The sequence below is a fragment of the Flavobacterium sp. CAU 1735 genome, assembly GCF_039888695.1.
Taxonomy (GTDB): domain Bacteria; phylum Bacteroidota; class Bacteroidia; order Flavobacteriales; family Flavobacteriaceae; genus Flavobacterium.
In genome coordinates this window covers 169,274-187,122 of record NZ_JBDQQQ010000008.1, presented here as the reverse complement: position 1 = coordinate 187,122, position 17,849 = coordinate 169,274, and the positions used below count along the sequence as shown (strand labels likewise).

At 39.1% G+C, this 17,849-nt stretch carries 21 protein-coding genes; 6 read left to right on the top strand and 15 right to left on the bottom strand.

What is annotated here, in order from left to right; all coding sequences use genetic code 11:
- Positions 1 to 10 precede the first annotated feature (10 nt).
- The gene (locus AAFN64_RS16135; protein WP_347761303.1) at positions 11 to 418 is read right to left on the bottom strand and encodes a PH domain-containing protein; all 408 of its coding nucleotides are present in this window, start codon (positions 416 to 418) and stop codon (positions 11 to 13) included.
- 1 nt (position 419) lies between these two features.
- Positions 420 to 914, bottom strand: coding sequence for a YkgJ family cysteine cluster protein (locus AAFN64_RS16130; protein ID WP_347761301.1), 495 nt, complete (start codon positions 912 to 914; stop codon positions 420 to 422).
- 59 nt (positions 915 to 973) lie between these two features.
- On the opposite strand from AAFN64_RS16130, the gene AAFN64_RS16125 reads away from it, so the two are divergent.
- The gene (locus AAFN64_RS16125; protein ID WP_347761299.1) at positions 974 to 1,690 is read left to right on the top strand and encodes a class I SAM-dependent methyltransferase; all 717 of its coding nucleotides are present in this window, start codon (positions 974 to 976) and stop codon (positions 1,688 to 1,690) included.
- 63 nt (positions 1,691 to 1,753) lie between these two features.
- Here AAFN64_RS16125 and AAFN64_RS16120 read toward each other — a convergent pair whose 3' ends face one another.
- From AAFN64_RS16120 to AAFN64_RS16080, 9 genes are all read right to left on the bottom strand, one after another.
- A complete protein-coding gene (locus AAFN64_RS16120) occupies positions 1,754 to 2,161 on the bottom strand; it encodes a DUF2059 domain-containing protein (protein WP_347761297.1) in 408 nt (135 codons plus the stop codon).
- A 39-nt stretch (positions 2,162 to 2,200) separates the two neighbouring features.
- On the bottom strand, positions 2,201 to 2,833 hold the full coding sequence (locus AAFN64_RS16115; RefSeq protein ID WP_300484739.1) for a 7-carboxy-7-deazaguanine synthase QueE: 633 nt from the start codon (positions 2,831 to 2,833) through the stop codon (positions 2,201 to 2,203).
- 161 nt (positions 2,834 to 2,994) lie between these two features.
- The gene (locus tag AAFN64_RS16110; protein WP_347761295.1) at positions 2,995 to 4,653 is read right to left on the bottom strand and encodes a tetratricopeptide repeat protein; all 1,659 of its coding nucleotides are present in this window, start codon (positions 4,651 to 4,653) and stop codon (positions 2,995 to 2,997) included.
- Positions 4,654 to 4,691: 38 nt separating this feature from the next.
- A complete protein-coding gene (locus AAFN64_RS16105) occupies positions 4,692 to 5,612 on the bottom strand; it encodes a substrate-binding domain-containing protein (RefSeq protein WP_300484737.1) in 921 nt (306 codons plus the stop codon).
- 99 nt (positions 5,613 to 5,711) lie between these two features.
- The gene (locus AAFN64_RS16100; protein WP_300484736.1) at positions 5,712 to 5,936 is read right to left on the bottom strand and encodes a hypothetical protein; all 225 of its coding nucleotides are present in this window, start codon (positions 5,934 to 5,936) and stop codon (positions 5,712 to 5,714) included.
- A gap of 9 nt (positions 5,937 to 5,945) precedes the next feature.
- A complete protein-coding gene (locus tag AAFN64_RS16095; protein ID WP_300484734.1) occupies positions 5,946 to 6,770 on the bottom strand; it encodes an energy transducer TonB in 825 nt (274 codons plus the stop codon).
- A gap of 31 nt (positions 6,771 to 6,801) precedes the next feature.
- Positions 6,802 to 7,356 (bottom strand): biopolymer transporter ExbD, encoded by a 555-nt coding sequence (locus AAFN64_RS16090; protein WP_347761293.1) that lies wholly within the window; start codon positions 7,354 to 7,356, stop codon positions 6,802 to 6,804.
- Between the two features lie 20 nt (positions 7,357 to 7,376).
- Entirely contained in the window at positions 7,377 to 7,991 is a 615-nt protein-coding gene (locus tag AAFN64_RS16085; protein ID WP_347761291.1) for a biopolymer transporter ExbD, read from the bottom strand.
- Positions 7,992 to 8,071: 80 nt separating this feature from the next.
- Entirely contained in the window at positions 8,072 to 8,908 is an 837-nt protein-coding gene (locus AAFN64_RS16080; RefSeq protein WP_300484728.1) for a MotA/TolQ/ExbB proton channel family protein, read from the bottom strand.
- A 367-nt stretch (positions 8,909 to 9,275) separates the two neighbouring features.
- Between AAFN64_RS16080 and AAFN64_RS16075 the strand changes: the two genes are divergently transcribed.
- From AAFN64_RS16075 to AAFN64_RS16065, 3 genes are read left to right on the top strand one after another with little or no spacing between them, the layout of a single operon-like run.
- A complete protein-coding gene (locus tag AAFN64_RS16075) occupies positions 9,276 to 10,793 on the top strand; it encodes a helicase HerA-like domain-containing protein (protein WP_347761289.1) in 1,518 nt (505 codons plus the stop codon).
- 3 nt (positions 10,794 to 10,796) lie between these two features.
- A complete protein-coding gene (locus AAFN64_RS16070) occupies positions 10,797 to 11,165 on the top strand; it encodes a DMT family protein (protein ID WP_136403604.1) in 369 nt (122 codons plus the stop codon).
- A gap of 6 nt (positions 11,166 to 11,171) precedes the next feature.
- The gene (locus AAFN64_RS16065; RefSeq protein ID WP_347761287.1) at positions 11,172 to 11,534 is read left to right on the top strand and encodes a cupin domain-containing protein; all 363 of its coding nucleotides are present in this window, start codon (positions 11,172 to 11,174) and stop codon (positions 11,532 to 11,534) included.
- A gap of 94 nt (positions 11,535 to 11,628) precedes the next feature.
- On the opposite strand, the gene AAFN64_RS16060 is transcribed toward AAFN64_RS16065, so the two are convergent.
- A complete protein-coding gene (locus AAFN64_RS16060; RefSeq protein ID WP_347761286.1) occupies positions 11,629 to 12,975 on the bottom strand; it encodes an NAD(P)/FAD-dependent oxidoreductase in 1,347 nt (448 codons plus the stop codon).
- A gap of 222 nt (positions 12,976 to 13,197) precedes the next feature.
- On the opposite strand from AAFN64_RS16060, the gene AAFN64_RS16055 reads away from it, so the two are divergent.
- Positions 13,198 to 13,356, top strand: coding sequence for a lmo0937 family membrane protein (locus tag AAFN64_RS16055; protein ID WP_300484717.1), 159 nt, complete (start codon positions 13,198 to 13,200; stop codon positions 13,354 to 13,356).
- Between the two features lie 29 nt (positions 13,357 to 13,385).
- Here AAFN64_RS16055 and AAFN64_RS16050 read toward each other — a convergent pair whose 3' ends face one another.
- Entirely contained in the window at positions 13,386 to 14,468 is a 1,083-nt protein-coding gene (locus AAFN64_RS16050; protein WP_347761284.1) for an agmatinase family protein, read from the bottom strand.
- 122 nt (positions 14,469 to 14,590) lie between these two features.
- Positions 14,591 to 15,874, bottom strand: a complete 1,284-nt coding sequence (gene kynU, locus AAFN64_RS16045; protein ID WP_347761283.1) for a kynureninase — start codon at positions 15,872 to 15,874, stop codon at positions 14,591 to 14,593.
- A gap of 107 nt (positions 15,875 to 15,981) precedes the next feature.
- On the opposite strand from kynU, the gene AAFN64_RS16040 reads away from it, so the two are divergent.
- On the top strand, positions 15,982 to 16,713 hold the full coding sequence (locus AAFN64_RS16040) for an SIMPL domain-containing protein (RefSeq protein WP_300484713.1): 732 nt from the start codon (positions 15,982 to 15,984) through the stop codon (positions 16,711 to 16,713).
- Between the two features lie 55 nt (positions 16,714 to 16,768).
- Here AAFN64_RS16040 and queA read toward each other — a convergent pair whose 3' ends face one another.
- Positions 16,769 to 17,818, bottom strand: coding sequence for a tRNA preQ1(34) S-adenosylmethionine ribosyltransferase-isomerase QueA (gene queA, locus AAFN64_RS16035; RefSeq protein ID WP_300484711.1), 1,050 nt, complete (start codon positions 17,816 to 17,818; stop codon positions 16,769 to 16,771).
- Positions 17,819 to 17,849: the final 31 nt, after the last annotated feature.

Here is a 17,849-nt window from a genome sequence, read left to right as displayed (position 1 = left end):
CCTACTCCAATTAAAGTACAACCTGGATATTCGGGTTAATTTTCAGTAACTGATTTAGAAAAGCATCTCTTTCCTTTGGTGAAATGATCACACTTTTCTTACCCTGATATTTAATTTCGATACGATCGGTTATCGAATTTGCCGGTGCACTCAGTATACTATCGGTTTTAGATACCGAAACAATATCGGAAATCGCAATTTTTATATGTACCAAAAATCCCGATCGTACCACTAAAGTCGTATCCGTGATGGTATATTTGGTCTGACGCATCAGATAAGCTATAAAAATAGCAACCAGCAAAATTATCAACAAACCGGGCCATGCTCCTTTTGCAATAAAAACCATGCCGGGAATAAGGAGTCCCATACTCAATATCAGTATCACTCCGGAATCTATTTTCGATTGGTAGACGTTCATTTTATAAAGGTAGCTTTTTTTTCATTTCCTCCACTATATTATAAGCAGCCGGACAAATAGCCACATTTTTTAATGTCAGATTGGTGATTTGCTGGAATTTTTTTCGATCCGTATGCGGAAACTCCCGACACGCTTTTGGCCGGACATCATAAATCATACAATAATTCTCGTGATCCAGAAACGTACACGGCACACTTTGCAACACATAATCGTTATCTTCATCAATACGCAGGTACTTTTCGATAAACTGTTGCGGTTTTAATCGAAAGTGTTTGGCAATCCGTTCCACATCAGCCAACGTAAACAAAGGTCCGGTCGTTTTACAGCAATTGGCGCATTTCAGACAATCCGTTTTACGGAATTCGGCATCGTGCAAATCCTGCATCACATAATCCAGATTCTTGGGCGGCTTCTTTTTCAGCTTATCGAAATACTTTTTGTTTTCGTTATGCTTATCTTTGGCAAGCTTAGGTAGATTTTTTATAACATTGTCCATATCGGAGATCATTCACCTGGCAAATAAACAAATAACCGTTATAAGATACAAACTAAATAATGAAAGACCTTATTGGAAAAGCCATCCTGGATTACCAGACAAACAATGCGCCGGAAGATATTATTACCGAAACATCGCTGACAGAAGCCGACAGTATGTCTGTGGCTTATTTATTCCGCGGTTATGAGGACATGCCCGGCATTGAACAAAAAGCACTACAATTGGCCAAAGGAAAAATATTGGATGTAGGTTGTGGTGCCGGAAGTCATAGTTTGTATTTACAGGAAAAAGGATTGGATATTACGGCAATCGACATATCCGAAAATGCGGTGGAAGCTTGTCGGTTGAGAGGCTTACAAAACGTATCGGTACAGGACGTGATGACATTATCGGATACTATCCAATACGACACTATTTTATTATTGATGAACGGTACCGGTTTATGCGGTAAACTCAATCGCGTGGCTGGCTTTTTACAAAAATTAAAGTCGCTTTTAACGCCAAACGGACAAATCCTGATCGATAGTTCCGATATCATTTATATGTTTGACGAAGATGAAGACGGAGGCAAATGGATCCCATCGAACATGGAATATTATGGAGAACTGGTTTTCCAGGTGCGCTATAAAGGCCAACAAGAGGATGCTTTTGACTGGGTTTATATCGATTACAATACCTTGCAAAATGCGGCACATGCCAATGGCTTACAATGCGAACTGGTCAAAGAAGGCGAACATTATGACTATCTCGCCCGATTGACACATCTTAAACTATAACATAAAAAAAAGAGCCCGAATATGGGCTCTTTTTGTTTTATATTGAAATGAAAAATACCGTTATTATTGCATGTATTTCATCATCATACCTTGTAGTGAACTTCCCCACTCCTGACTAGCAGCCATGTTTTTCTCGGCGATTACACCTGCTTTTTCAGTCATTTTTTTACCTACCGGTGTTTCATAGAATTTCAAGATCTGCTTGATATCGTCATGAGAATACTCTTCCATATATACTTTAGCGATTTTATCGTATAAAGACGGTAAAGATGCATCAAACTCAACCAGGAAAGCAGTTTGCTTTTCTTTTGGAATCATTTTCAGAATCTGGTCTTTAGCCAATTTCATCTGACTAGCCGAACCGGTTACTTCAATTACCTTTAATACATCTTTTTTGAAGGCCTCATTAGTCTGTGCCATACCGATTTGCGCTGCAAGTACCAAGGCAAATGTTAAAACTATTTTTTTCATCGTTTTTTAATTAATTATAGAGGATAAATATAATCCTTTTTATGGAATATTCAAATATTTATGCGTCTGCAACGAAACCCTCCATTTTGGATTATTCATAACATAATCGACGATCAAAGGGGTCATTTCTTCCTTTTTACTCCACTCCGGTTGCAGGAATAATATAGCCTTGTCGTTTACTTTGGCAGCCTGCTCTTCGGCGAACAAAAAGTCGTGTTTATTATGAATAATCATCTTTAATTCATGTGCCTGCGCATATACATCCTCCTGAGGCAATTTTGTCTTTTTTGGAGACAAACAAATCCAATCCCAGGTTCCGGATAGCGAATAGGCTCCCGAAGTCTCAATATGGACTCTAAGATCTTGCGCTTTTAATTTTGCCGTTAACGGCTCCATGTTCCAGGTTAACGGTTCCCCACCGGTAATCACAACGGTTTCTGCATATTTTTTGGCATTTGCTACAATCAGATCCGTTTCGGTTGGCGGATGCAATTCGGCATTCCAGCTTTCTTTTACATCGCACCAGTGGCACCCTACGTCACAACCGCCTATTCGGATAAAATAAGCCGCCGTTCCGGTGTGATATCCTTCACCCTGAATGGTGTAAAATTCCTCCATTAAAGGCAACATCTCGCCTTTTTCTACCGCTAATTGAATTTCTTTTTTCAGCATTTTTTTCTAAAATAGTCTGCAAAGATACGGATTTTGCGTTTTTATCGCTCTAAAACATAAAAAGCTTATTCAGAATTAACTAAAGTTTATCAGTTGACCGAAACACAAAATAAAAAGCCGATGAAAATTCATCGGCTTTTACTAGATAACAACGGTTGTTATTACAATTTTTTCAAGGTATCGGTAGCGTATTTGTTACCCGGTTCCAATACTAATAACTCCTTAAGATTTTCTATAGCTTTGGCTTTTTCACCATTGTTGGCATAGTATGCTCCAACATACGTATAGGCTTCGATCAGGTTGTTTTTAGCTTTTTCCGTTTCGCCTTTTTCTTTTACAATTTTAACATATTGCTCGTATGACGAAACCATTACTTTTTTAGATTCCGGCGTATCCATCACACGGTTAACTTTAGCTTTGTATAAGTGCGCATCCTGAGTGGTTGGCGAAGCTGCAATTACATTTGTAAAGGCTGCATCTGCTTTTACCAACTCCTCTTTTGGAGATGTTTTCTCATCATAATCAAAGTATAATGCATATCCTAAATAGAAGTTATCATACAGGAAGTTTTTCGATTTTTGGTTTTTAACAGCCACTTCGAAGATTTTCCCAGCTTCTCTATAGAATTTCTCTTTGAAAAGTTTTAATCCGATTTCGTTTAATTCTGTAGCGATCACAGGGTCTTTTTCAACTCCTTTGTTGATTTCTTCTATCCCTTGGTCGAACATTACTTTTTCGTATTTTCCATCAGCACCTTTAGACAAGGCGATTTTAGCCAAACCTAAATACAGGTAATCTCTTGCGATAATTTTTTTAGCTTCAACTTTAGAAATATATTCATTTAAAGCTTTCACACTTTCCTGGTGATTTCCATTTTCGTGAGCCGAGTATCCTAAATAACGTAAGATTCTTGGGTTTACTTTGTCTAACTGTTGCATTTTTTTGGCTTCAACTTCCAAAGCTTTGTAATCTTTTGCCAAAATCAGGAAGTCAGCGTGACGCATACGAGACTCTAACGAATAATCGGTTAAGCTCATATATTTCTCATAGTACTCCAATGCTTTTTTCACATAAGCATTATAGTTTGACGTTTCGCTTGCACCCCAGTGGTAATACGTTTCCGCTAATTCTCTGTAAACCGGACCGTAATTAGGGTTTGTAGCCACGATTTCGTTGAATGATTTTACCGCTTCCGGGAATGCTTTTGCATTTTTAGTGATAACCGCCAATTTGATTTTAGCCATCAACAAGGTGTTATCATAATCGTATGCATTACGATACGCGCTATACGCTTCGTTTGTGTTACGTTCTCCATAATACGCATCACCCAGACTTAAATAAGCCTGTGCCGATTTTGGATCAACAACCAAAACTTTTTTCAGGTTTTCGACTGCTTTTTTATAATCAGGTCTTTCCGATTTTGTATAGGCTCTACCGATTAATAAAAATTCTTCGGTATCTTTCTTTTTAATATCTTTTGTTGCTTTGGCAAAATTGGCTTCCGCCCCAAAACCATCACCGTTATCCAGGTTAATTTCTCCTAGTCCGATATAGTTGATTGCTCCTTTATCTTTGGCTACGATACCTTTTTCAAAGAAGATTTTTGCCGAGTCGGTCGCTTGTTCGTTAAGATATAAATCTCCAAGATAGAAAAAGTTTCTACCATTATTTGGATCCGACGCTACTAACGATTTTAAGATCTTTTTCGCTTTTTCATACTGCTCTGCATCAACTGCTTTTTTCGCCTGCTCCAAATCCTGTGCAAAAGTGGCTGTACCAATCACAGACAGTAACAAACTAAAAACTTTTACATTCTTCATTTTTATAGTCTTATTTATTATTATTTGGTTTTCTAAATTTAATTACGCACCTGAATTTCCCTTGTTGGCATGATTGCCGGTACCAATCCGGATTTCAGCATAATGCGCTGACCTTTCTGTCCTGCAACAAAAGAGGCAAACCCCATGCCTAAACCGGTTGTTCCCTGAAAATTTAACATATAAAGTTTTCGGGTAATCGGGTAATCTCCAGTTGCAATGTTGTTTTGTGTTGGTTTAAAGAACTTATTATTCTTAAGTTTATTGTTATTTACCCCTAAAACTTTAACATTTAAAACGGCATTTTGTAGTTCCCGTGGCGTTTGTAACAACCAGTTCACTCCAACAACACCAACTGCATCGGTATGAGTTGCAATATAATTGAGCAGTTCTCCATTCGATTTTAGTGAAAAAACGCCGTTTGCAGGCAATTCTTTTGCTCCGGCAAAGTCTTTTAGGGTTCGAACCGTACTGGAATTGGCATTATCGAATACCAGATTTTTGATTTTTGTAGATTTTTTCCCCAACATCACCGACACAATTTCCTCAGTTGTAATAGTCGAATCGGCCTGTTTGGCATTTACGATAAAAGCCACGGCATCGGTTCCGATTTCGGTAATACGGGGGATAATTTGTTTGCTTCTGAAATTTTTCAATTCCAGTGAATCCAATGTTCGGGGTAAAACGACAATCTCGGATTTATTCTGATACACGGATTGTAGTATTTCGGTTTCCGTTTTTTGTTCCAGTGTTAATTTCGCCCGATCGTATTCGTTTTCAAAAAGTATGGCTTCATCATCTATAATGGGGAAAATGGTTTCTTCAACCAGAACGGTTGCTTTACCAGATACCGGAGTTTCTTCGACATCCTCGGTCGCAGCTTCTGATTTTTTACATCCCATCTGAATCGCAAGCAAGCTAATCCCGAAAAGCAATCCCAATCTAAAAATATTCTTTTTCATAAAGAAAATCAACTCAATTTCGAATAAGGTTTAGCTACAAAGTTAGTCCTTTTTTACTAGTATCGAAATTGAAGTTGCTAAATTAAAGTTATAATTTACTTAATTATCATCCTGTTGCAACAACCGGACAAAACGAATCCCGGCATAAACAATCAGTATCACGGCCAATATAACCCTATTCCTGTACGGTAGCTCAACCGGCATCGATTTCCAGATGATCAGTGTTGCAGCCATAAAAAGATATAAACTCAGGAAGACAAGTCCTAAAACAAACAGAAATCGCTGTTTAGGCGATTTCTGTCTAAATTTTTGAAATATATTCATAGAAAATTATTATTCTCCTACTTGAATAGTAATTGGTAAGTTATACGCTACACGAACAGCTCTACCGTTCTGAACTCCCGGTTTCCACTTAGGAGCGTTTTGTAACATACGAATTGCTTCTTTACCCATTCCGTATCCCGGATCTCTCAGAACTTTAATATCGGTTAAGCTACCGTCTTTTTCTACTACGAAACCAACAATAACTCGCAATACTTTCACTCCTTCGTCTACCTCCGGTGATCTAAAGTTTTTCTGAACGTATTTGTTGAATCCGGCCATACCTCCTGGGAATTCCGGCGCCACTTCTACGGCCATATATACTTTGTTCGGGTTTTCTTCTACGATATCAGAACCTTTTGGTCCTTCTCCGGATGGTTTATCGATATTGATATCCCCGGCTTCTTTATCCCCTTTGATATTCTTTTGTCCAGGGTCGGCCGTTTCCAGGTCTTTTACCGTTGGCGGATCTTCATCACGAACCAATTTTTTATCCACAACCTTTGGTGGTGGGAATTTCACCTGATCGTTAATCGATTTCGGTGGTTCCGGCGGTGGTGGTGGTAATACCGGTTCATCTTTTGGTGGTGGTGGTAGCAAAGCCGTCTCGATCACCTTGTCCAGCTTCTCCTCTTTTTTGCTACTAAGTGTATCGGAAAGATATCTTGTAACCAAAGGAGCGCTAACCGCAGAACCGAACAACAAAATTCCGATAGCCAGAGCTCTTGTTGTGGTCTTAGGGTTTTCTGAACGCAACTGATACGCTCCGTAAGCCTTGTTTCGGCCTTCGAAAACCATATCAATCCACCCTTTTTTAAATATGTTTAATCTTGACATAATTTCGTTTTTTAAAATTAGCTCAAAGGAATTAATTCATTCCCTCTTTGTCTAACATTTTAAGTTCTTCAGGTGTAATATCCACAATTGCATAAGTCGGAACCGAAGTAATTGCCATTTCATCCAAAATATCAACCAAGTTTTTATAGTTGGATTTTTCTGTTGGTTTGATTACTACGATCAGACCTTTTTTCGGATCCGCTCCGTAGATTCCTTTAACTTTCTCAATCTGATCTAAAATTACCTTACGAACTCCTTCTTTCCCAAAAGCTACTGCAGTTGGACCTTCAAGAGGAGAACCCGGCTGACCTTTAAACCATAAGATTTTATTGTCTTTTCCAATTAAAATTGTTAACGAACGATCGTCAGGAACTGTTAATTCAACATTATCCTTTTTATCTGGATCTTTATCCGGCATCGCCAAATTCATTGACTGAGGTTTAGACAACGAAGTCGTTAACATAAAGAAAGTAATCAATAAGAATGCCAAATCCACCATCGCTGTCAAATCGACACCGGCGTCTTGTTTTTTACTTCTTACTTTCTTGCCTTTACCGTCACCGCCGCCTGTATTTAATTCTGCCATTTCTACAGTTTCTTTTTAAATTAAAAATCTTCGCTTCTCAAACCGGTAACCAGGAAAAACCTGTTTACTTTTTGTTTCTGTAGAATATCAATTACCCTTTTTACGGTTGGATATTCTTCTTTCGCATCTCCTTTGATAGCAATCTTAAGCTCGGCATTGTTTAACTCTTTTGTAGCTAAACGGGCTGCAAGTAACCACTCTCTTAATTGATTGTCGGTTGAATCATACGGAATACCTGGCTGAAGACCTTCTTTATTACGTTCTTCTCCGGTTAAAGCCAATAATTGCTTTAAACCACCAACTGGTACTCCAAAACCATCTACAAGAGAGAATTGTTTTTTCTCCTTGTCTGAAAATTCTATATTGTATTTCTCACCTATCTTTTCCAAAGTCAGAATTCTGATATCCTTACCAACTACGCCGAAGAATACTTTTTCCTTACCTACGGTGATGGTTGCCAAATCGGAATCCGGCAATTTTGTTTGTACCGTAGAAGCAGGCGTATCTACCGGAAGTGGCTCAGGAAGCTTTGCTGTAGATGTCATTACAAAGAAAGACAAGAGTAGGAACGCCACGTCACACATCGCGGTCATGTCGATCCTAGTGCTCTTCTTTTTCATTTTTGCTTTAGCCATTCTCTATTAGAATTATAATTGCAGTCAAAACAATTGACCTTTTAACTGCAACTGATTATTAAATTAACTCTTTTACTCAATTATGCGTTGTTACGCGCTTTGAAACGTCTGTAAGTTTGCGTAATTGCAAAACCAGCCTCGTCGATAGAGTAAGTTAATTTATCAATCTTAGATGTAAAGATGTTGTAAGAGATAATCGCTAAAGTAGACGTACCGATACCAGTAGCCGTGTTGATAAGTGCTTCAGAGATACCTGTTGCTAATGCCGCCTGATCCGGTGCACCTGCTGCAGCTAATCCAGAGAACGCTTTAATCATACCCGATACCGTTCCTAATAGACCCATTAACGTACCGATAGATACTAAAGTCGCGATAATTGTTAAGTTTTTCTCTAACATTGGCATTTCCAATGAAGTAGCTTCTTCGATTTCTTTTTGAATTGTCTCAGTAGCTTTCTCACTGTCAAATCCTTCTTTTTTAACCTCTTGGTATTTAGTTAAACCAGCTCTAACTACGTTAGCAACTGAACCTTTTTGTGTATCACACTCAGCGATAGCTTCTTCGATTTTACCTTGGTTGATTAACCCTTGTACATTTTTAACGAAAGCTTCAACATTTCCTTTACCAGCTGCTTTAGAGATAACGAAGAAACGCTCGATTGAAAATACTACAGTCATCAAAAACAATCCCATTAACACTGGAACGATATATCCACCTTTGAATACCATTCCTAGATAGTTTCCTGGTAGTGGATGACCATTCGGATCACCGTTAACAAAGTTAGATGGATGACCCATTACGAATTTCCAAATCAAAATTCCGATTACAATACAGATTACAATAGCTAAACCTGCAAATAAACTTGATCCGTTAGAGCTAGCTCCCTTCCCAACATTTTCGTTAGATACTTTTGTCATTTTTTTTTAATTTTTAGTTTTTTGATTTTATTATAACTACCTTCTTACAAAATGAATATTTTCGTCTTATAAGATTCGCAAATTTATGTTTTTAGAGTAAATAAAAAAATAAAAAGCATTTTTTTTAAGCACACACAACAAATTATTTAACAATGAGTATACTTTTCTTTTTAAATTCCCGAACAACTATTAACATAACTTTAAATTAATAACGCTTTATTGTTACTATTATTCTTTTAGTATCGTTATCTTTTGCAGTTTTTTATAATAAAGCCGTAATTTCATCATCATAAAGCCATAAACAGGAACAAAATGGTTTTGTATATTTGTAATAAGTCAATTTCGTAATACTATTGCTACAATCAACATGACAGCTACTAAATTTTCAGAATCCATACGTACAGGATACGACTGTAAAGGAGAACATATTATACTGGGAGGTGCCCTTCTAAACGGTGAAGCCGTTCCGGATACGCTGATAAAAATCCCATTAAAAACCATCAACCGTCACGGATTGATAGCCGGTGCTACCGGTACCGGAAAAACAAAAACCATACAGGTACTTTCCGAACAATTATCCCAAAACGGAATTCCCGTAGTGATGATGGATATCAAAGGCGATTTTAGCGGTGTCGCCATGCCCGGCGAAGCAAAACCGTTTATTACCGAACGCCATGAAAAAATGGGAATCCCCTACGAAACCAAAGCGTTTCCGGTAGAATTGCTAACCTTATCCAAACAAGACGGTGTTCGTTTACGGGCTACGGTTTCCGAATTCGGACCGGTACTATTTTCCCGTATCCTGGATTTAAACGATACCCAAAGCGGTGTGGTTTCCGTTATTTTTAAATATTGTGATGATCATCAGATACCGTTGTTGGATCTGAAAGATTTTAAAAAGTTACTGCAATATGCCACGGAAGAAGGTAAAGCCGAATTCGAAAAAGAATACGGACGGATTTCAACTTCCTCTACGGGTTCCATTCTGCGAAAAATCATCGAATTGGAACAACAAGGTGCCGATATTTTCTTTGGTGAATTATCGTTTGAAATCAACGATCTGATGCGTATCGACAGTAACGGAAACGGCTATATCAACATCATCCGACTTACCGACATACAGGATAAGCCCAAGCTTTTTTCCACTTTTATGCTTTGTTTGTTAGCCGAAATCTACAGTCAGATGCCGGAACAAGGCGATAGCGGACGTCCGGAGCTTGTTATCTTTATAGACGAAGCCCACCTTATATTTGATCAGGCCAGCAAGGCCTTACTGGATCAGATTGAAACCATCGTAAAACTAATCCGTTCCAAAGGAATTGGTATTTACTTTATCACACAAAATCCAACAGATGTTCCGAATGGCGTTTTGGCGCAATTGGGCCTTAAAATACAACATGCGTTGCGTGCTTTTACCGCCAACGACCGAAAAGCGATCAAAATGACCGCTGAAAACTATCCGTTATCCGAGTTTTACAAAACCGATGAAGTAATCACGCAATTGGGAATTGGGGAAGCTTTGGTCACCGCTTTAAACGAAAAAGGAATTCCGACACCTTTGGCCGCCTGTATGATGCGCGCACCGATGAGTCGTATGGACATTCTGACTCAAAGTGAGATCGATACGATCAACAACAATTCGAAGCTGGTTAAAAAATACGAGGAAACTATCGATCGTGAAAGCGCCTACGAAATCCTAAACAAAAAAATCGAAACCGCTCAGGAAGCCGCCGCTCAGGAACAACAACGCAAGACCGAAGCAAAAGAAGCGCAGCGTTCGGAACCGCGTCAAAGTTCGGCCATGAATCCTATTGTAAAAGTACTAACGAGTGCCACTTTTATACGAGGTGCTTTTGGCATCCTATCCAAAATACTCAACAAATAACACATGAAAGGTTATCTAACTATAGGATTATTAATCCTTTCCAATATTTTTATGACACTGGCCTGGTATGGTCATTTAAAATTTAAAGAATTAAAATGGTTTGAAAATGCCGGACTGATCACCATTGTATTGATCAGTTGGGGATTGGCGCTTTTTGAATATATGTTTCAGGTTCCGGCCAACAAAATTGGTTTTCAGGGTAACGGTGGACCGTTTAGTCTGATGCAATTAAAAGTGATTCAGGAAGTCATCACACTTGTTATATTCGTGATTTTCTCCCTACTCTTCTTTAAAAACGAAACGTTCCGCTGGAACCATGCCGTAGGTTTTTGCTTCCTGATTCTGGCCGTATATTTTATCTTTAAAAAATAACCGATTATGAAAAAATATCAAATCCAAAACACACCGTTTATAGTCCCTACGACCGACGGCAAACATATTGAGGAACATCACGGTAAAATCGCCACCGGCAATTCCGAAATTTCGATTGCCCGTATGATCGCCCCGCCACATTGGAGCGAGCCTTTCCAAACACCCGAATTTGACGAATATACCTATATCATTAAAGGCAAAAAACAATTTATCATCGAAGGCGACACGATTGTTCTGGAAGCCGGTCAATCGATCCGAATTGAAAAAAATGCCCGGATCCAATATTCCAATCCGTTTGACGAACCCTGCGAATACCTCTCGGTTTGTTTACCCGCTTTTACTATTGAAGCGGTACATCGCGAAGAATAAAACACCTATAACACGCGACACCTGACAGGTTTTAAAAACCTGTCAGGTGTAACAAATAAAAATGGGTTGCTTTACCAGAGCAACCCTTTTTATATTACGACTGTTGTAACAGTTCTAAAATTTTCTTTTCGACTTCTTCCGTTTCCCATTGGGTATCGATACCCGGAATTTTCATGATCTCTTCCATGATAGCATTCTGATGATTTCCAATCGCCAATGCTTCCGAATACGGTCGGTAGCTAAACGTTACCCGATCGTATAATGGCAACCATTTTTCCGGATGCTTTAACGCAAACCACTTTTCGATTTTCTTTTGTAGCAGGAATTTTTCATCGGCCGTTTTCGTACTCATTTCCATAAAATTACGGTACGACAATTCTGCAATCGCATCGGCATTTGGTTTACGGATTACCTGATATTCTTTAAAAATAGTCTCCCAATCATCACCAAACTGTTCCATCAATCCGGCTAAACAGGTAATATCTTCAAAACCGGCATTCATCCCTTGCCCATAAAAAGGTACAATAGCATGCGCCGCATCTCCGATTAACGCTACCTTATCCTCATATGTCCACGGATAACATCGCATCGTTACCAACGAACTGGTCGGGTTTTTAAAGAAATCATTAACCAACTCCGGGATTACCTGTAAGGTATCCGGAAAATATTGTTGGAAAAATCCTTCTACCGCTTCCCTATCGTGTAACGCTTCAAAGGAATTCTCCCCTTCAAATGGCATAAATAAAGTACAGGTAAAGCTTCCGTCCATATTGGGTAAAGCGATCAGCATAAAAGCACCACGCGGCCATATATGAAACGAATTTTTATCGAGTTTATGTGTCCCGTCCGGATTGGCGGGTATATTAAGTTCTTTATAACCGGTGTCGAGAAAATCCTGAGAATAATCAAAACGGTTTTGGCGTTGCATTCGGTGACGCACTCTCGAAAAAGCACCATCGGCACCGAAAACTTTATCGTATTTCAGTTCTTCCCAGGCTCCTTTTTCGGTTTCACCGATATGAAGTGTCGCATCGGCCAGCGTTACATCCCAGATTTTCTTTTCAAAAAAGAATTCCACGCCTACTTCCTCAGCCAGTGTTAGCATCAAACGGTTTAATCCGCCTCTGGAAATGGAATAAATACTTTCTCCGTCGATTCCGTAAGGTTGATACGCCAGCTCTTTGTCTACTAAGTGTATCGCTCTTTTATCCATCGGAATAGCTACTTCCCGAATCCGATCTCCTATTCCTGCGCCATCCAGTGCTTTCCAACCTCTGTGTGACATCGCCAAATTGATTGATCGGCCGGAAAAGGCTATTTTCCGAACATCCGGACTTCTATCATAAACGTGAACAACATGTCCCGCTTTTCTCAGATATATCCCCAATAATGTTCCTACCAAGCCAGAGCCAACAATGGCTATACGTTGCTGCGTTTGCATGAAATCTGTTGTAAATAATTGGCGTAAAAATACTTAATAAATAAAGAACGACAGCCGTTTTATACTGATTTTATTATAATTTTCACTTTTGCCGGAAGCCCTAATTCCAGCCTTTCTCGAAATCTTTTAAAAAATAACAAGAACCTTAATTTTTTATTAAATTTTAAACATTTCCAAATAAATAGTATTATTTTTAAGATAACAACTTAAAAACTATTTATTATGAAAGATTTAGTCTGGTTAATTGTAGTTATCTTACTACTGGGATGGCTGGTTGGTTATTTCGGTTTCCGGGAAGCTGTTGGCAGTTTCATTCATATTTTATTAATACTGGCCATAATTGGTATTTTATACCGATTGGCAACCGGTAAAAAACTATAAAAACAAAAAATCCCCGAATGGGGATTTTTTTATCGATTGAATTTTATTTTCTGTCCGACGTTTAGTTTTTGCGATTTGGCCAGTACACCACACATGTGGAATAACATTCTTGCCCCAACATTTCCGTCCCAGTCATCGTCGCCCGGAGCTACTTCCACCAGGTCAAACCCTATGATTTCCTTGTTGGTTTCCGCCAATCGGCTTAATAAATAAGCAGCTTGTTCAAACGAGAATCCTCCCGGTACCGGTGTTCCCGTATTCGGGCAATACCATGGATACATTCCGTCGATATCAAAAGAAATACACACTTTTTCCGGTAAGGATGCGATAATATCGTCACATTGTTGCGACCATGTTTTTCCTTCAAACGTTTCCGCTTTCAAGTCCATATCGGTATGTACCAATACGCGGCTTCCTTCTTTTTGAGCCACTTCCACTTCCTGCTCGCAGAAATCGCGGATTCCAACCTGAACAATTTTAGAAACCTGCGGAATTTGCAAGGTGTTATACATAATCGAAGCATGCGAATAGGTAAACCCTTCGTAGGCAATTCGCAAATCCATATGCGCATCCAGGTGTAAAATACCAAAACTTTCGTGTTGTGATGCCAACGCTTCATAGTATCCTAACGGCGTACTGTGATCACCACCAAGTAAGACTACTTTTTTCCCTTGTTTCATCCAATGCAAAACACGGTCTTTCACTTCATTTTTTAAGTCTTTACAAACCTTATTAATCTTATCCAGATCGGATTGTAATGCCGGGAACGTTGCGATATCTTCACCTGCTTCCAACGCTTCGATAATCGGTTGCGCCAGACTTTTATATTTTTCGGAATTCTTCGCCCAGTGTTCCGGGGCTTCATCCATATATATTCCTAATTTCCACAATTCCGGAAACTCCTGATGTTGTAAATCCACCTGAAAAGAAGCATCCAAAATGGCCTCCGGACCTTCTGAAGCACCAGCTCCGTAGCTCACAGTAACTTCCCACGGCACCGGTACAATTATAATCTCACTTTCTTCGGCAGTAAAGGGTAATCCAAATACACTTGCATCGGCCAATCCCGGTTGTGACGGATCAAAACTTTCTATTTTTTGCTGTTTGTTCATTTTACTTTTTATAATGGTACGTTTACAACTAATGTGTACAAAGATAGTAGCATTAGCAGAATTCAGAAAAAATATTCCCAAAAAAAAAGACCGGAAATTTCCGGTCTTTTTAGATTTTATAACTATTTGCTTTTATTCAAAATTCCTTCGCGTAAAATCTGTCCGAATTCATACATATCTTCAAACGAACAATAGAACGGTACCGGAGCCAAACGGATCACATTAGGTTCCCGCCAGTCGGTAATAACACCATTTTTCATCAGATAATCAAAAAGCGCTCTTCCTTCGCCGTGTAAAAACACCGACAACTGACACGCTCTTTGCGTCGGATCAGAAGGTGTGATTACTTCGAATTCACTATCCACTTCTTTATCCACTTCCTGAAGAACAAACTCCAGATAAGCGGTTAACAAATCTCTTTTTTCGATTAGCTTGTCCATTCCCACTTCGGCAAACATTTCTACAGAAGCCAGATAAGGCGCCAGTGACAACACCGGTAAATTACTGATTTGCCATCCATCGGCACCGCGAACCGGGTCGAATTGCGGTTCCATTTTAAAACGACGCTCTTTATTATGTCCCCACCATCCGGCAAAACGTGGCAAGCTGGTATCGTTATGATGCATTTCGTGGATAAAACAACCGGAAGCATTTCCCGGTCCGGAGTTCATATATTTATAACTACACCAAGCCGCAAAATCGACATTCCAATCGTGTAACTGTAATTTAATATTTCCGGCTGCATGCGCCAGATCCCAACCTACATAAGCGCCATATTTATGACCGGCTTCGGTTATCGTTTTCATATCAAAAACCTGTCCGGTATAATAATTCACTCCGCCAATCAACACTAAAGCCAACTCGTCGCCTACCTCATTGATCTTAGCCAACACATCTTCCAAACGGATATTGTGTTCGCCTTCTCTACGTTTGATTTCTACGATAGTATCTTTCGGATCCAGGCCATGAAAATGCACCTGACTTTGGAACATATATTGATCACTTGGAAACGCTTTTTCTTCACAAATGATTTTATATTTTTTGGCTGTTGGTCGGTAAAACGTAACCATCAGCAAATGTAAATTCACCGTTAGGGTATTCATTACCGTTACCTCACTTGGTTTTGCTCCCACCACCGTACTTAAAGGCGCGGCAAAACGCTCGTGGTAATCCCACCAAGGTTTGTCTGCATAAAAATGACCTTCTACCGCCAGATTTCCCCAATCGTTCATGATTTCATCCACATAGGCTTTGGTTCTTTTGGGTTGTAATCCCAAAGAATTACCGGTAAAATAGATTACCTGTTTTCCATTTACCTTTGGAAAAATAAATTCGCTTCGATACTTTGCCAACACATCTTTTTCATCCAGCTGTCTCGCAAATTCACGTGTATTTTGAAATGTCATTGTTTGTTGTTTTGGTTTTGCGTAAAAATAAGAAAAAATAAATTTTTGCGTTTGTTAATACAATACCGATATTTCATACATTTATAACAATTAAATATTTTTTAGTGATGAAAAACAATGTTAATTCTCTTATCATAGGAGTAGCCGTTGTTCTGGCAGCTTTCCTATTTTCCAACGCCTTTAAAAACAGAAACCAAAGCAACGACACGATTAGTGTAACCGGGCTTGGTAAGAAAGATTTTGTATCGGATCTGATTGTATGGAGCAGTTCTTTTTCCAAAAAGAATATGAACCTAAAAGAGGCTTATGCGGCACTCGACAAAGATCGCGAGATCATTAAATCGTATCTGATTTCGAAAGGAATTCCGGAAAATAATATTGTTTTTTCGGCAGTTAACATCAATAAGGATTTCGAATATACTTATGATGGCAACGGCAATACGCGCCAACAGATTTTTACCGGTTTTTCACTTTCCCAAAATGTACAAATCGAAAGTAAGGAAGTGGATAAGGTAGAGGGAATTTCCCGCGAGGTGACCGAATTGATTAATTCCGGGGTGGAATTGTATTCCAATCCACCGGAATATTATTATACCAAACTGGCGGAACTAAAACTGGAAATGATTGCCGAAGCGACCAAAGACGCCAATGCCCGCGCACAGAAGATTGCCGAAAATGCCGATGCCAAACTGGGCAATCTGAAAAAATCGGATATGGGTGTTTTCCAAATCATCGCGCAAAACTCATCGGAAGAATATTCCTGGGGTGGTTCGTTTAATACGGCTTCCAAAAAGAAAACCGCTAACATCACCATGAAATTGGTATATCAGGTTCGATAGTTCCTATAAAGTCATAAAAAAAGCGTTCCGAGGAACGCTTTTTTTATTGTATCACTTACAGGATTAACATCGCATCACCGTAAGAATAGAATTTGTATTTTTCTTTAACCGCCTCTTCGTAGGCTTTTTTCATTAAATCGTGACCACAGAAAGCTGAGATCATCATCAATAATGTTGATTTTGGCGTATGGAAATTGGTGATCATACAATCGGCTACGCTAAAGTCGTAAGGTGGGAAAATAAATTTATTTGTCCATCCTTCGTACGGGTTTAGTGTTTTGGCAGACGAAACCGAACTTTCCATCGCACGCATAGTCGTTGTTCCGACAGCACATACTTTTCTCTTGTTCTGTTTTGCTTTATTTACAATATCACAAGCTTCTTCGGTAATACGCAATTCTTCCGAATCCATTTTGTGTTTGGATAAATCTTCCACCTCAACCGGGTTAAATGTTCCCAAACCTACGTGTAACGTAATTTCAGCAAAATTGATCCCTTTGATTTCCAAACGCTTCATCAAGTGTTTGGAGAAGTGTAATCCGGCAGTTGGCGCTGCTACGGCACCTTCTTCTTTGGCATAGATGGTTTGATAACGCTCCGCATCTTCCGGCGTTACGGCACGGTTGATGTATTTCGGAATCGGCGTTTCACCCAATTCCAACAATTTTGCTCTGAATTCCTCGTAAGAACCGTCGTAAAGAAAACGAAGTGTTCTTCCTCTGGAAGTTGTATTATCGATAACTTCCGCTACTAACGAATCGTCATCACCGAAATATAATTTATTACCAATACGGATTTTACGAGCCGGATCTACCAATACATCCCACAAACGTTGTTCCGCATTTAATTCTCGTAACAAAAACACCTCAATTCTCGCTCCCGTCTTTTCTTTATTTCCATATAGACGAGCCGGAAAAACCTTGGTATTATTCAGCACCATTACATCACCTTCTTCAAAATAATCCAAGATATCTTTAAAAAGTTTATGTTCGATGGTTTGCGTTTTTCTGTTGACAACCATCAAACGCGCTTCGTCTCTGTTTTCGGCAGGAAACTCTGCAAGCAATTCAGCCGGCAAATTGAAATTAAAATGAGATAACTTCATTGTACAAATTTTAAATTGAGTGCAAATATAC

Excerpts from the sequence above, each read along its gene's own strand:
- AAFN64_RS16135 (WP_347761303.1), bottom strand. The coding sequence starts at position 418 with ATGAACGTCTACCAATCGAAAATAGATTCCGGAGTGATACTGATATTG.
- AAFN64_RS16130 (WP_347761301.1), bottom strand. The coding sequence starts at position 914 with ATGGACAATGTTATAAAAAATCTACCTAAGCTTGCCAAAGATAAGCAT.
- AAFN64_RS16125 (WP_347761299.1), top strand. The coding sequence starts at position 974 with ATGAAAGACCTTATTGGAAAAGCCATCCTGGATTACCAGACAAACAAT.
- AAFN64_RS16120 (WP_347761297.1), bottom strand. The coding sequence starts at position 2,161 with ATGAAAAAAATAGTTTTAACATTTGCCTTGGTACTTGCAGCGCAAATC.
- AAFN64_RS16115 (WP_300484739.1), bottom strand. The coding sequence starts at position 2,833 with ATGCTGAAAAAAGAAATTCAATTAGCGGTAGAAAAAGGCGAGATGTTG.
- AAFN64_RS16110 (WP_347761295.1), bottom strand. The coding sequence starts at position 4,653 with ATGAAGAATGTAAAAGTTTTTAGTTTGTTACTGTCTGTGATTGGTACA.
- AAFN64_RS16105 (WP_300484737.1), bottom strand. The coding sequence starts at position 5,612 with ATGAAAAAGAATATTTTTAGATTGGGATTGCTTTTCGGGATTAGCTTG.
- AAFN64_RS16100 (WP_300484736.1), bottom strand. The coding sequence starts at position 5,936 with ATGAATATATTTCAAAAATTTAGACAGAAATCGCCTAAACAGCGATTT.
- AAFN64_RS16095 (WP_300484734.1), bottom strand. The coding sequence starts at position 6,770 with ATGTCAAGATTAAACATATTTAAAAAAGGGTGGATTGATATGGTTTTC.
- AAFN64_RS16090 (WP_347761293.1), bottom strand. The coding sequence starts at position 7,356 with ATGGCAGAATTAAATACAGGCGGCGGTGACGGTAAAGGCAAGAAAGTA.
- AAFN64_RS16085 (WP_347761291.1), bottom strand. The coding sequence starts at position 7,991 with ATGGCTAAAGCAAAAATGAAAAAGAAGAGCACTAGGATCGACATGACC.
- AAFN64_RS16080 (WP_300484728.1), bottom strand. The coding sequence starts at position 8,908 with ATGACAAAAGTATCTAACGAAAATGTTGGGAAGGGAGCTAGCTCTAAC.
- AAFN64_RS16075 (WP_347761289.1), top strand. The coding sequence starts at position 9,276 with ATGACAGCTACTAAATTTTCAGAATCCATACGTACAGGATACGACTGT.
- AAFN64_RS16070 (WP_136403604.1), top strand. The coding sequence starts at position 10,797 with ATGAAAGGTTATCTAACTATAGGATTATTAATCCTTTCCAATATTTTT.
- AAFN64_RS16065 (WP_347761287.1), top strand. The coding sequence starts at position 11,172 with ATGAAAAAATATCAAATCCAAAACACACCGTTTATAGTCCCTACGACC.
- AAFN64_RS16060 (WP_347761286.1), bottom strand. The coding sequence starts at position 12,975 with ATGCAAACGCAGCAACGTATAGCCATTGTTGGCTCTGGCTTGGTAGGA.
- AAFN64_RS16055 (WP_300484717.1), top strand. The coding sequence starts at position 13,198 with ATGAAAGATTTAGTCTGGTTAATTGTAGTTATCTTACTACTGGGATGG.
- AAFN64_RS16050 (WP_347761284.1), bottom strand. The coding sequence starts at position 14,468 with ATGAACAAACAGCAAAAAATAGAAAGTTTTGATCCGTCACAACCGGGA.
- kynU (WP_347761283.1), bottom strand. The coding sequence starts at position 15,874 with ATGACATTTCAAAATACACGTGAATTTGCGAGACAGCTGGATGAAAAA.
- AAFN64_RS16040 (WP_300484713.1), top strand. The coding sequence starts at position 15,982 with ATGAAAAACAATGTTAATTCTCTTATCATAGGAGTAGCCGTTGTTCTG.
- queA (WP_300484711.1), bottom strand. The coding sequence starts at position 17,818 with ATGAAGTTATCTCATTTTAATTTCAATTTGCCGGCTGAATTGCTTGCA.